The sequence below is a fragment of the Blastococcus jejuensis genome, from assembly GCF_039534705.1.
GTDB classification, from domain to species: domain Bacteria; phylum Actinomycetota; class Actinomycetes; order Mycobacteriales; family Geodermatophilaceae; genus Blastococcus_B; species Blastococcus_B jejuensis.
In genome coordinates, this window is record NZ_BAAAVV010000018.1 from 48,286 (window position 1) to 60,820 (window position 12,535).

The window sequence follows — 12,535 nt, forward strand, 5'->3', positions numbered from 1 at the left end:
GTGAGGGGCATGCGGCTCCTCGTCCTCGGTGGCACCCACTTCCTCGGCCGGCACGTCGTGACGGCGGCGCTCGAACGCGGCCACGACGTCGCGACCTTCACCCGCGGTGTCTCCGGTGCCCCGCCCGAGGGGGCCCGGGCGCTGCACGGTGACCGGGACGACCCGGACGCCCTTCCCGCGGCCCTCGACGGCTGGGCCCCGGACCTCGTCGTCGACACCTCGTGCCAGACGCGGGTCGCCGCCCGCAACGCCGCGGGGGTGCTGGGGGAGGCCCGCGGCTACGCGTTCGTCAGCAGCCTGAACGCCTACGCGGCCTGGCCGCCCGGCCCGATCGGGCCGGAGGACGGCGAGCCGACCTGGACCACCGACGACGACGAGTACGGCCCGAACAAGGCGTTCGCCGAACGGGAGATCGGGGCGGCCCTGGGCGACCGGTTCCTCACCGCGCGAGCCGGGTTGATCGTCGGGCCGCACGACCCGATCCACCGGCTGGGCTGGTGGCTCGACCGCATCGCGCGTGGCGGGCCGGTCGTCGTCCCCGATGCGCTGGACCAGCCGATCGCCCTGATCGACGCCCGCGACCTGGCCGGCTGGCTGGTCGAGATGGCGGAGCAGGGCCGCGGGGGAGCGGTGAACGCGACCGGGCCGGTCGGCATGACTACGCTCGGCGGCCTGCTGGAGACCTGCCGCGAGGTCACCGGCGGCGCGGCGGAGTGGGTGCCGGTGCCCGAGCCGGACCTCCTCGAGGCCGGCGTCGAGCCGTGGGTGCACCTGCCGCTGTGGCTGCCGTCCGACGTCGCGCCCACCGCGTGGGACGTCGACACCGCCCGCGCCCGGGCGTGGGGTCTGCCGAGCCGGGCCGTGGTGGAGTCGGTCGCCGACACCTGGGCGTGGCAGCAGGCCAACCCGCGGCCGCGCGTGCCCCCGCACCGCCAGGCCCCGGGCCTGCCCCCGGAGCTCGAAGCCACGCTCCTGGCCTCCCGATGAGCTTTCTGTACCGAAAGCTCACGCTCGCGGCTGAGCTTTCGGTACGGAAAGTTCGGGGTCAGTCCTGCGGTGCGCTCGGGCGTCCCGCCGTGACCTCGTCGGCCGCGGGCCGGACGTCGCGGACGACGTTGGGCTCGACCTCGGTCGCGGCGTTGGCCTCCGCGAGCGCGGCGATGGCGTCGGCGGACTCCAGCGCCCGGTCCTTGCGGTACTCGCGGAAGGAGTGGACGACGGCGGCGGCCCAGACCGCGTAGATCACCGCGTAGATCCCGTAGCGCACGGGGTCGGAGGCGTCGATCCAGTCGCTGGTGAGCAGGGTGCGGGTGTTGGTCAGCGTGATCATCCCGCCGACCAGCGAGCCGAGCATGCGCGGCGGGACGTGCCGGACGAGCCAGGCGGCGATCGGGGCGGCGACCAGCCCGCCGGCGAGGAGGCCGAGTGCCCACGCGGCGTCGACACCCTGGGAACCGAGGGCAACCAGGAACCCGAGGCTCGCGGCGACGGCGACCAGGAACTCGGACGTGTCGATCGAGCCGATCACCGTGCGGGGCTCCATGCGGCCGCTGGCCAGGATCGCCGGCGTGCCCACCGGACCCCAGCCGCCGCCACCTGTCGCGTCGACGAAGCCGGCCACCAGGCCGAGCGGGCCGAGGAAGCGCTTGCGCATCGGCTTGCCCAGGTGCCGGCGGTCGATGCCGCGCAGCGTGAAGCGGGCGAGGATGTAGACCCCGAGTGCCAGCAGGATCAGCGACATCACCGGGGCGGCGACCGCGGTGGACAGGCCGGCGAGGAACGTGGCGCCGACGAACGCCCCGACCGCGCCCGGCAGGCCGATCTTCGCGACGACCTTCCAGTCGACGTTGCCGAACCGCCAGTGGGCCAGGCCCGACATCAGGCTGGTGCCGATCTCGGCGAAGTGCACCGTGGCCGAGGCGGCGGCCGGGTTGGTGCCGATGGCGAGCAGCAGGGTCGTCGACGTGACGCCGTAGGCCATGCCGAGGCTGCCGTCGACGAGCTGTGCTCCGAGACCGACCAGGGCCAGGAGGACGAGGGTCTTCACGGCCGCAATGTCTATCAGATCGATCGACATGACCGTCAAGGTGATGTAGCCCGATCGATCGAGCGGTCGCGCGCGCCTCTTGCGCGGGTCCCTCTCCTCTTGCGCTGTTGCAACGGCGCAGGAGCGACGGGAAACGCGCAAGAGCACCGGGCCCGCGGGGCGCCGGCACTCGCGCTAGTCCTCCAGGACGTCGTCCCGGATCGTGCGCCAGGAGACGACGCCGCCGACCGCGAAGAGCACCGCGCACGCGACCATCGCCGTCCGGAAGCCGGCGGTGAACACGTCGGGGCGGGCGTAGTCGTCGCCGGTCAGCCCGACCGCCACCGGCAGGGCGGCGACGGCGAGCAGCTGGGCGGCCCGCGCCACGGCGTTGTTGACCCCGCTGGCGATGCCGGCCAGCGCGTTCGGTGCGGCGCCCAGGACGGTGGCCGTCAGCGGCGCGACGGTCAGCGTCATGCCGGCGCCCTGCAGCAGCGAGCCGGGCAGGACCTCCAGCCAGTAGGGGGCGCTCCCGTCGACGCCGATCAGCCAGAGGGTGCCGCCGGCGGTCACCAGTGGTCCCACGGTCATGGGCAGCCGCGGGCCGATCCGCTGGGCGAGCGCTGCCGCGCGGGAGGAGAACAGCGTGAGCAGCAGGCTCATCGGGAGCATCGCCGCGCCGGCCGCCGTCGCGCCGTAGCCGAGGACGTTCTGCAGCTGTAGGACGAGCAGGAACGAGAACCCGCCCAGCGCCCCGTAGATGACGAAGGTGGCGATGTTGGCGCCGGTGAACTGCCGGTCGGCGAACAGCCGCGGCGGCAGCATCGGGTCGGCCGCCGACCGCTCCCGGACGACGAACCCGATCCCCGCCGCCACCCCGACCGCCGCCGAGACGAGCACGTCGGCCCGCAGGAACGTCGAGCCGGCCGCGATGAGGGCGTAGGTGATCCCGCCCAGCGCCAGCGCGCCGAGCGCCGCCCCCTGGTAGTCGAAGCGGCCGTGGTGCCCGCCGTCGCGGCTCTCGGGGATGTGCCGGCCGCTGACGACGACGATCAGCAGTGCCAGGGGCACGTTGACGAGGAAGACCAGCCGCCAGCTGGCCACGTCGACCAGCACCCCGCCCAGGAACGGCCCGACGAGGCCCGCGATGCCGGCCAGCGCCGACCACAGGCCGATGGCCCGGGCCCGGTCCTGCACGCGGAACGACGACTGGATCAGCGCGAGGCTGCCGGGCGTGAGCAGGGCGCCGCCGACGCCCTGCAGCGCCCGGGCCGCCACCAGCTGCCCGGTGTCCTGCGCGACGCCGCACACCAGCGACGCGACGGCGAACCACGCGACGCCGATGAGGAACACCCGGCGGCGGCCGAAGCGGTCGCCCAGCGAGCCCCCGAGCAGGATGAGCGCCGCGAGCGCCAGCGTGTAGCCGTTGACCGTCCACTGCAGGCCCGACAGCGACGAGTCGAACTCCCGCCCGATGGCGGGCAGCGCCACCTGGACGGCGGTGGCGTCGAGGAACGCCATGCCCGACGCCAGGACCGTCGCCAGCACCAGCCACCGGCCCGGCGCCGAGCCGAGCGCGACCGGCGCGGGGGCTCCGCCGCCGGTCATCGGAGGCTCAGCCGACGAAGAAGTCGGTGATGAAGTACGCGACGGCGGCGACGGCGCCGGCGGCCGGCAGCGTCACGATCCACGCGACGACGATGTTGCCGGCCACGCCCCAGCGCACCGCCGAGAGACGCCGGGTGGCCCCGACGCCCATGATCGACGTCGTCGTGATGTGCGTCGTCGACACCGGGACGGCGAAGACGGTCGCCGTCGTCACCATCACGCCGGAGGCCACCGTCTGGGCCGCGAACCCGCCGGTCGGCGTGAGCTGGATGATCCGCCGGCCCATCGTGCGCATGATGCGGAACCCTCCGGCGTAGGTGCCGGCGCTGATCGCCGCCGCGGCCGACAGGACCACCCAGAACGGCACCTCGAAGGTGTCGATCTCGCCGGCGGTGAACAGCGCCAGCGTCATGATGCCCATCGTCTTCTGGGCGTCCTGGATCCCGTGGCCGAGCGCCATCGTCGCCGAGCTGGCGATCTGCGCGTAGCGGAAGCCCCGGTTGGCCTTGCTCACGTGGGCACGCCGGAAGCTCCACAGGAGCGCCAGCATGAACAGGTAGCCCAGGCCGAAGCCGACCAGCGGCGACACGATCATCGGGACGACGACCTTGTCGAGGATCCCCATCCACTGCACGGAGTGGGCGGCGGCCAGGGCCGAGCCGACCAGGCCGCCGATCAGCGCGTGCGACGACGACGAGGGCAGACCGAAGTACCACGTGATCATGTTCCAGGTGATCGCACCGATCAGCGCCGCGAACACGATCTCCAGGCCGCCGCTGCCCTCGGGCGGGTCGATGATCCCCGAGCCGACCGTCTTGGCCACCTCGGTGGACAGCAGGGCACCGATCAGGTTCATCACCGCCGCGAGGGCCAGCGCCACCCGCGGGGTGAGCGCCTTGGTCGAGACGGCGACGGCGATGGCGTTCGCCGCGTCGTGGAAGCCGTTGGTGTAGTCGAACGCCAGCGCCACCAGGATGATGACGACCAGGCCGACGAAGGCCGCGTCCATCAGCAGAGATCCATACGGGTCTAGGACTCCTTGACGGCGATCGTCTCGACCACGTTGGCGACGTGCTCGAACGCGTCGGCCGCCTCCTCGAGCTGGTCGGCGACCTCCTTGAGCTTGAGGATCTCCAGGGCGTCGAACTCGCCGCTGTAGAGCCGGGAGAGCAGCCGCCGGTACAGCTTGTCGGCCTCGTTCTCCAGGCGGTTGACCTCGATCCAGTAGTCGGAGAGGTCCTTCATGGTCCGCAGCCGCGGCATGGCCTCGGCCGTGGTCTGCGCGCATCGCTGCAGCAGCTCGACCTGCTGGTGCATCTCGGCGGGCAGGGTGCCCAGCCCGGTGAGGATCACCAGGTCGGCGGCGGCCTCCACGAAGTCCATGACGTCGTCGAGGTCGCTGGCGAGGTTGTAGATGTCCTCGCGGTCGAACGGCGTGACGAAGCTGGTGTTGAGCTGCCGGAAGATCGCGTGGGTCGACTGGTCGCCGGCGTGCTCCAGGTCGCGCAGCTTGACCGCGAGCTCGGCCCGCCGGGCGTGGTCGTGGACGAACTCGCCCAGCACCTCGGTCGCGGCCACCAGGTTCTCCGCCGAGGCGGTGAACAGGGGGTAGAAGCTCGAGTCCTTGGGGGTGAGGCTGAAGGGCACGCGTCGCTCCGTCTCGGGGGTGGGGCGCCGGGCTCCGCCGCTGATGAGCGGACGCACGGCCGTCGGGGAGCATAGGTGCCCCCACCGGCCGTCGCGTGTTCACCCGCCCGTCGCCGGGCGTTCCTCAGCCGGACGCGTGCGCACCCTCGGCGCCGCCCAGGAGGTCGACCAGGTCGGCGCGGGCCCGTGCCACCCGCGACCGGATCGTGCCCACCGGGCAGCCGACCACCTCGGCCGCCTCCGCGTAGGGGAGCCCGAGGAACTGGGTCAGCACGAAGGCCTCTCGCCGGTCGGCGTCGAGCCGGTCCAGCAGGTCGGCGACGGCGACGCCCTGGGCCACCGGATCGCGGGACGGGACGGCGGTGGACAGCGTCTCCAGCTCGTCGTCGTCCCCGACGAGCGTCAGCCGCCGCCGGCGCCGGGACCGGACGGCGTCGGCGCAGACCCGGCGGGCGATGGACAGCAGCCAGGTGCGCAGCGACGAGCGGCCCTCGAAGCGGTGCAGCGAGCCGAAGGCGCGCAGGTAGGTCTCCTGCGTCAGGTCGTCGGCGGTGTCGCGGTCGCCGAGGGCCGCGCACAGCCGCCACACGTCGGACTGGGTCGCCCGGACCAGCGTCGCCGCGGCGAGCGGATCGCCGGCCGCGGCGTCGGCCGCGATCCGCTCGAGGTCGTCCACGCCGGCCATTGTCCCCGGATCGACCGACAAGTCTCCGAGCCACTCCGGGAACCGGACGGCGCCCGGGAGCGACTACCCGTGCATGGCGTGCCTGCCCTACCGCGAAGCGATCTCCGCCCGGCTCGACGGCGAACCCCTCGGGATGCCCGTCGCCCGGCTCGAGGAGCACCTGGCCGGGTGCGCTGCGTGCACCGTGTGGGCGCGCGACGCCGCGCGGGCGACCCGGCGCGCCCGGCTGGCCGCCGCGCCCCCGGTGCCCGATCTCACCGTCGCCGTCCTGTCCGCCCTCCCGCGCGAGCTGCCCGGTGTGGGTGCCGCGGCCCGCGCCCGGCTCGCGGCGACGACCCTGCGCGTCGCCCTGCTCGCCGTCGGGGTGGCCCAGGCGACGCTCGCCTGGCCTGTGCTGGTGGTCGGAAAGGGCGCGATGAGCGCGCCCTCCCACCTCGCCCACGAGACCGTCGCCTGGAACCTGGGGGTGGCCATCGCCTTCCTCGCCGTCGCGGCGGCACCGCGCCTGGCCGCCGGCGCGCTGCCGTTCCTCGGATCCTTCGCGGCCGTGCTCGTCCCGGTGACCCTCGCCGACCTCGGCTCCGGCCACGTGCACGTCGACCGCGCGGGCGCGCACCTGCTGCTGCTCGTGGGGACGGCGCTGGTGGCGACCCTCGCGTGGCGGGCGCGCCGCAGCCGGTCGGCGGCGGCCGTCGGCGCCCGGGTGGCCGCGTGAGGCGCGGGAGCCTGCTGCTCGCGCTCCTGGCCGGCCTGCTCCTGGCGGGTGTGGGCCTCGCCGGGCCGGCCGCTGCGCACGCCACGCTGGTCTCGACCGACCCCGGCGAGGGTGCGCGGCTGGAGACGGCGCCCGACGCGGTCACCCTCGAGTTCAGCGAGGGGGTGTCGCTCGGCGCCGGGTACGCCCGGGTGGTCACCGCCGACGGCGACCGGGTCGACACGGGGGCCGCGGACGTCGACGACGGCGTCCTGACCATCCCGCTGCGCAGCGACCTGCCCGACGCCGGCTACCTGGTGAGCTACCGGGTGGTGTCGGCCGACTCGCACCCGATCTCGGGCACGTTCTCCTTCGTGGTCGGCGACGGTGAACTCGTCGCCTCGGGGGCGTCGGCCGGCGAGGGGGATGTCGACCCGGTCGTGGGCGCGCTGCTGCCCGCGGCGCGCTGGCTCGGATTCGGCGGGCTGGCGCTGGCGGTGGGCATCCCGGTGCTGGCGCTCGCCTGCTGGCCGGGGGGCTGGGCCAGCAGGCGGCTGCGCCGGCTCGCGACCGCCGGCACGGTCGCGGTGGGGGTCTCGTCGGCCGTCGGGCTGCTGCTGCAGGGGCCCTACGCCGCCGGTTCGGGCCTGAGCGCCATCTTCGATCCGGCGCTGCTGTCGGCCACCGCCTCGTCCGGGGTGGGCTGGGCCGGGTTCGTGCGGCTGCTGCTCGTCGCCGAGCTCTGGGCGCTGCTGCTGCCCGCCTGGCGTCGCGGCAGCGGGCCGTCGCGCGGCGCCCTCGTCCTCGCCGGCGCGCTGGCGCTCGGCCTGGTGGGCAGCACCGCGGCCGTCGGCCATCCGGTCGCCGGCCCGTGGCCGGTTCTCGCCGTGCTCGTCACCGCCGTGCACGTGGGCGCCATGGTCGTCTGGCTGGGCGGTCTGGCCGGACTGCTCAGCGGGGCCCTCCGGCCCGAGACTCCGGCTGACGACGTCGCCGCCGTCCTCACCCGCTTCTCGCGGCTGGCGTTCACGTCGGTCGTGGCGCTGGTCGTCAGCGGGATCGTCCAGACGGTGCGCGAGGTGGCGTCCCCGACGGCGCTGCTGACCACCGCCTACGGCCGGCTGCTGATGATCAAGATCGCCTTCGTGCTGGTGGCGCTGACCGCGGCCGGCGTCTCCCGGGTGTGGGTGCAGCAACGGCTCGGCGTCCGACGGTCGCGGCCGGCCGGGCGGAGCAGCCTGACCGCGCACGCGTTCGCCGCCACCGCCGACGGACCGGGGGACGACGGGCCCGCGGACGAGGCGGCCGACGCCCGGCGCCGGCAGCAGGCCGAAGGCGTGACCGAGCACCTGCCGTCACTGCGCCGGTCGGTGTCGGCGGAACTGCTGGTGGCGGTCGTGGTGCTGGCGCTGTCGGCGATCCTGGTCGCCACCCCGCCCGCGCGATCCGCCGTCGCCCAGCCCGTCGACGTGACGCTGCCGCTGCAGGGCGGTGCGGGGGAGTCGGGGACCGTGCAGATCTCGGTCGACCCGGCCCGGCCCGGTGCGAACACGCTGCACCTCTACCTCTTCGACGACGAGGGCCGGCTCACCCAGCCCGCCGGCATCGAGGTCGCCCTCACCGAGCCGGGGCAGCAGCTCGGACCGTTCGACGTCGACCTCGAGCCGGCCGGGCCGGGCCACTACGTCGGCGACGGGACGGACATCCCCGGCGCCGGCACCTGGACCCTGACCGTCACGGTCCGGGTCGACGAGTTCACCGCCACCACTGCCCGCACCACCTTCCCGGTGCGGTGACCCACCGATGAACAGGAGTTCCGTGTCCCTGCCCCGCGTCCCTCGCCGGCTCGCCGTCGTCGTCCTCGCCGTGCTCGCCGCCCTCGCGGCGTCCGTGGCGACCGCGGCCGTCGCCTCGGCACACGTGTCGGTCTCGTCGGCCGACGCCGCTGCCGGCGGCTTCGGCAAGCTGACGTTCCGCGTGCCCAACGAGAGCGACACCGCGAGCACGGTGGCCCTGCGCATCCAGATCCCGCAGGAGGCGGCGCTGGCCTCGCTGCGCGCCCAGCCCCTCCCCGGCTGGACGGTCACGCTGACCGAGACCGACCTCGAGGAGCCGATCGAGTCGCACGGCCAGGAGATCAGCAGCTACGTCTCCGTCGTGGAGTTCCGGGCCGAGGCCGGCGGGGGCATCGGCCCCGGCCAGTTCCAGGAGTTCGCGCTGTCCGGCGGCCCGTTCCCCGACGCCGACGAGGTGATGTTCCCCACCGTGCAGACCTACAGCGACGGTAGCGAGACCGCCTGGATCGAGCCCACGGTCGACGGGCAGGAGCCCGAGCACCCGGCGCCGACCCTGACCCTCGCCGCCGGCGGGGACGACGCGTCGGCCACCCACGAGGAGGACTCCGCGGTGGCGACCGCCACCAGCGAGGAGGCCTCCGACGGCACGTCGCAGGGGACGGCGGCGCTCGTGGTCGCGGTGCTCGCCCTGGTGGTCGGCCTCGCCGGTGTCGTCCTGGGGTGGCGGGCGGGGCGTCGTACCGTGTCCTCGTGACCGCCGCTGCCCGATCCCGCCGGCGTCCGGCCCTCCCCGCGCTGATCCTGGCGGCCGGGCTGGCGCTCGCCGGCTGCGGCGACCCCGCCGCGGCGGAGGGCGATCCCGCCGCCGTCCAGGGCGACGAGGGGCACGACCATGGGTCGGGTCCGGCCACCGTCGAGGGCGCCGACGACCGCTACGCGGGCCTCGACCTCAGCGAGCCCTACCGCCGGCCGTCGTTCACGCTGACCGACACCACGGGGGCGTCGTTCGACTTCACCGACCGCACGCAGGGCCGGCCGACGCTGCTGTTCTTCGGCTACACGAACTGCCCCGACGTCTGCCCGGCGACCATGGCCGACGTCGCGGTGGCGATGCGCGGGATGGACCCGGCGGTGGCCGAGCAGGTGCAGGTCGTCTTCGTGACGACCGATCCCGCCTTCGACACCCCCGCGGTGCTGGGGGAGTACCTGGACCGGTTCGACGCCGACCTGCCGAGCCAGTTCATCGGGCTGACCGGCGACCAGGAACTCATCGACCAGGCACAGCTCTCGGCGGGGGTGCCCCTCGCCGAGGACGACGGCCGGCTGCACAGCTCGCTGCTGCTGCTGTACGGATCCGACGACGCGGCGCAGGTGGCCTTCGACGCAGGCAACACCGCCAAGGACATCGCCGCCGACCTGGAGCTGGTGGTGTCGGGCTCGTGAGCCGGATCGCGGCGCGGGCGCTGGTGGTGCTCGCTGGTCTGCTGGCCGTGCTCGCCGTCGCCGGTCCGGCGTCGGCCCACGTCGGCGGCGGGGCGGCGGGCAGCGACTTCGACGGCCGGATCGTGTCGGTGACCCCCGAGCTGCCCGGCGTCACGGTGCGGATCCTGCAGTTCGGCGACGAGTTCGAGCTGGTCAACGACACCGCCACCGAGGTGCTCGTGCCCGGCTACTCCGACGAGCCCTACCTGCGGATCGGTCCCGACGGCGTCTGGCGGAACGCGAACAGCCCGGCGACCTACCTGAACCTCGACCGGTTCGGCAACGCATCGCCCCCGCCGCAGGCCGACGCCGATGCCGAGCCCGACTGGGTGCAGGTCTCCACCGAGCCGCGCTACGTCTGGCACGACCACCGCACCCACTGGATGACGGAGAACCTGCTGCCGCCGGCGGTGCAGGCCGACCCGACCCGCCCGCACACCGTCGCGGAGTGGAGCGTGCCGCTGCGGCACGGGGAGACGCAGGCCGAGGTGGCCGGCATGCTCACGTGGGAGCCGCCGCCGTCGCCGGCGCTGGTCTGGCCGGTCTACGCGGCGCTGGTGCTGCTCGCGGTCGCCGCGGGCCTGCTGGCCCGCACCCCCCGGCCGCTCGGCGCGCTGATGCTGGTCGGCGGCGCCGCCGCGCTCTGGCACGCCATCGCGACGCCGGAACCCCCGGCGAGCCTCGGCTCGCACACCGGCGCGATCGTTTCCGCGTTGCTCCCGGCCGGCACGGCGGTCCTCGCGGCCGTGCTGGGGTTCCGGGCGTCGTGGCGCGGGCGCGGCGCGATGGCCGGCCTGCTGGCGATCGTCCTCGGCTGGCTGTTCCTGGTGCAGGGGCTGCCCGACGTCGACGTGCTCTGGTCGGCCAACGTGCTCTCCAACGGTCCGCAGGAGCTGGCCCGGGCCTCCGTCGCCGTCCTGGTCACCTTCGGGGTCGGGCTGGTGGTCGGCGGCATCGCCGCGGTGCGCCGGTTCCGGGAGACGGGCACCCCGCGGACCGACGTCGACACGACCTCCCCGGTACCCGTCGGCTGACCTCCGGGGCGGTCACGAGCAGGTCTCGGAATCACACCGATGTCAGTAACGCGTGTGACTCGTGGGGTCTGTGAGGCAGGTCGCACGGCGTGTCCCGCGCGACGCGCCGTACACCCGGTCACGAATCCGTCACGCAATGTTTGGATGTTGCGTAGCCGAACGGGGACGGCAGATGTCCCCGTTCACGCAAGACGGGTTGGTGCATGGACGCACGTCACGGCCAGGAGGCCCCCACCGAACTCCTGGTTGCGGTCCGTCCGCACACGTCTCGCCACGGCACCCCGCGCGGCCGCCGCCGGCAGGCCGCGCCGGCCGGTCGCCGGCCCGGGCTGCTGCTGAGCGCACTGCTCGCCGGCGGCATGGCCGCCGCCTTCTTCGGCATCAACGGGGCGCCCGAGGCGGCGGCCGAGTCCACCTCTGTGCTCGAGGCCCAGCAGGCGCTGCTCGCCGTCGACGAGGGGCTCGAGGTCAAGCCGCAGGCGTCGATTACGGTCGCCGAGGCCCAGGCCCGCCTGGCGGAGGTCGCCGCCTCGCGCGCCGCCCGCGCCGAGGCCGAGGCGGCCGCCATCGAGGCCGCTCGGCCGAAGTTCGTCATGCCGATCGACGGCGCCCGGTTCACCAGCTGCTTCTGCGCCCGCTGGGGCACGTTCCACTACGGGATCGACCTGGCCGCACCCATGCGCACCCCGGAGTACGCGGCCGGCGACGGCGTGGTGCTGCGGGCCGGGGCGGCCGGCGGGTACGGCCTGGCCGTCTACATCCTCCACGAGAACGGCGACGTCACCGTCTACGGCCACATGGACCAGATCCTGGTCGAGCCCGGCCAGTACGTGGAGGCCGGCGAGACGATCGCGCTGCTGGGCAACCGGGGCCAGTCGACCGGGCCGCACCTGCACTTCGAGGTGCACCAGGGCGGTGAGGACGGCGAGCGGGTCGACCCGGTGGCCTGGCTCAACGAGCGCGGCGTCGAGGTCCCCGGCGCCTGATCCCCGTGATGGGATCGGCCCCGTGAGTCGCGCGGTCGAGGAGTCCAACCGGCGGCTGCTGCGGGCCCGTGACGCGATGGACCGCCGCTACGCCGAGCCGCTCGACATCGCGACCCTGGCCCGGATCGCCTACGTCTCCGAGGCCCACTTCATCCGCACCTTCCGGGCGACCTTCGGCGAGACGCCCAACCGCTACCTGCAGCGGCGCCGCGTGGAGCGGGCGATGTTCCTCCTGCGCTCCACCGACCGGCCGGTGACCGACATCTGCATGGACGTCGGCTTCGCCAGCCTCGGCACCTTCAGCCGGGTGTTCCGCGAGATCGTGGGGGAGCCGCCGAGCCAGTACCGCCGGCGCGGGCCGTTGCCGCCGGTGCCGTCCTGCTTCGCGATGGCCTGGCTGCGACCGAGCAGTTTCGGAGAAGCGCCGCGCACCTGAGCGCTCCTAGCGTTCGGCTCAGTGTCAGGGTGCTGGCGCCGCGATCCGTTGCGGTGGTTGGGATCCTGGCCAGTGGTGATCTGGCTCGTAGCGTTCCTGCCGCTCTGTGAAGGGCTGGCATGCATGGGTTGTGCCGATCAC

The 12,535-nt window shown here is 74.3% G+C and carries 13 protein-coding genes; 8 read left to right on the forward strand and 5 right to left on the reverse strand.

All coding sequences use genetic code 11. The features are described 5' to 3' along the window. The first annotated feature begins 9 nt into the window (after nt 1–9). Complete coding sequence (locus ABD644_RS21495; RefSeq protein ID WP_344691178.1) at nt 10–987, forward strand: NAD-dependent epimerase/dehydratase family protein; 978 nt, start codon at nt 10–12, stop codon at nt 985–987. A 58-nt stretch (nt 988–1,045) separates the two neighbouring features. Here the strand turns inward: ABD644_RS21495 and ABD644_RS21500 are convergent, their stop codons facing one another. The 5 genes from ABD644_RS21500 to ABD644_RS21520 form a co-directional block, all read right to left on the reverse strand. Next, entirely contained in the window at nt 1,046–2,047 is a 1,002-nt protein-coding gene (locus tag ABD644_RS21500) for a sulfite exporter TauE/SafE family protein (protein WP_344691180.1), read from the reverse strand. Nucleotides 2,048–2,221: 174 nt separating this feature from the next. Continuing rightward, entirely contained in the window at nt 2,222–3,634 is a 1,413-nt protein-coding gene (locus ABD644_RS21505) for an MFS transporter (protein WP_344691182.1), read from the reverse strand. A 7-nt stretch (nt 3,635–3,641) separates the two neighbouring features. Beyond that, entirely contained in the window at nt 3,642–4,643 is a 1,002-nt protein-coding gene (locus ABD644_RS21510) for an inorganic phosphate transporter (protein ID WP_344691184.1), read from the reverse strand. A gap of 20 nt (nt 4,644–4,663) precedes the next feature. Next, nucleotides 4,664–5,281, reverse strand: coding sequence for a DUF47 domain-containing protein (locus ABD644_RS21515; RefSeq protein WP_344691186.1), 618 nt, complete (start codon nt 5,279–5,281; stop codon nt 4,664–4,666). 124 nt (nt 5,282–5,405) lie between these two features. After that, entirely contained in the window at nt 5,406–5,957 is a 552-nt protein-coding gene (locus tag ABD644_RS21520) for a sigma-70 family RNA polymerase sigma factor (protein ID WP_425547495.1), read from the reverse strand. 82 nt (nt 5,958–6,039) lie between these two features. Between ABD644_RS21520 and ABD644_RS21525 the strand changes: the two genes are divergently transcribed. The 7 genes from ABD644_RS21525 to ABD644_RS21555 all read left to right on the forward strand — a co-directional run bounded on the left by ABD644_RS21525 (nt 6,040) and on the right by ABD644_RS21555 (nt 12,394). Then, nucleotides 6,040–6,681, forward strand: coding sequence for a zf-HC2 domain-containing protein (locus tag ABD644_RS21525; RefSeq protein WP_344691190.1), 642 nt, complete (start codon nt 6,040–6,042; stop codon nt 6,679–6,681). Next, a complete protein-coding gene (locus tag ABD644_RS21530) occupies nt 6,678–8,456 on the forward strand; it encodes a copper resistance CopC/CopD family protein (RefSeq protein ID WP_344691192.1) in 1,779 nt (592 codons plus the stop codon). The genes ABD644_RS21525 and ABD644_RS21530 overlap by 4 nt, the downstream gene beginning before the upstream one ends. A gap of 22 nt (nt 8,457–8,478) precedes the next feature. Beyond that, entirely contained in the window at nt 8,479–9,210 is a 732-nt protein-coding gene (locus ABD644_RS21535) for a YcnI family protein (RefSeq protein WP_344691194.1), read from the forward strand. After that, on the forward strand, nt 9,207–9,899 hold the full coding sequence (locus ABD644_RS21540; RefSeq protein WP_344691196.1) for an SCO family protein: 693 nt from the start codon (nt 9,207–9,209) through the stop codon (nt 9,897–9,899). The genes ABD644_RS21535 and ABD644_RS21540 overlap by 4 nt, the downstream gene beginning before the upstream one ends. After that, nucleotides 9,896–10,972 (forward strand): hypothetical protein, encoded by a 1,077-nt coding sequence (locus ABD644_RS21545; RefSeq protein ID WP_344691198.1) that lies wholly within the window; start codon nt 9,896–9,898, stop codon nt 10,970–10,972. Before ABD644_RS21540 ends, ABD644_RS21545 begins: the two co-directional genes overlap by 4 nt. Nucleotides 10,973–11,175: 203 nt before the next feature. Further along, nucleotides 11,176–11,958: a M23 family metallopeptidase gene (locus ABD644_RS21550; protein WP_344691200.1), complete on the forward strand. Its 783-nt coding sequence runs from the start codon at nt 11,176–11,178 to the stop codon at nt 11,956–11,958. 22 nt (nt 11,959–11,980) lie between these two features. Beyond that, on the forward strand, nt 11,981–12,394 hold the full coding sequence (locus ABD644_RS21555) for a helix-turn-helix domain-containing protein (protein WP_344691202.1): 414 nt from the start codon (nt 11,981–11,983) through the stop codon (nt 12,392–12,394). The last annotated feature ends 141 nt before the right edge of the window (nt 12,395–12,535 follow it).

Coding starts and splice junctions, on each gene's coding strand:
- ABD644_RS21510 (WP_344691184.1), bottom strand. CDS start 4,643: ATGGACGCGGCCTTCGTCGGCCTGGTCGTCATCATCCTGGTGGCGCTG.
- ABD644_RS21525 (WP_344691190.1), top strand. CDS start 6,040: ATGGCGTGCCTGCCCTACCGCGAAGCGATCTCCGCCCGGCTCGACGGC.
- ABD644_RS21505 (WP_344691182.1), bottom strand. CDS start 3,634: ATGACCGGCGGCGGAGCCCCCGCGCCGGTCGCGCTCGGCTCGGCGCCG.
- ABD644_RS21495 (WP_344691178.1), top strand. CDS start 10: ATGCGGCTCCTCGTCCTCGGTGGCACCCACTTCCTCGGCCGGCACGTC.
- ABD644_RS21550 (WP_344691200.1), top strand. CDS start 11,176: ATGGACGCACGTCACGGCCAGGAGGCCCCCACCGAACTCCTGGTTGCG.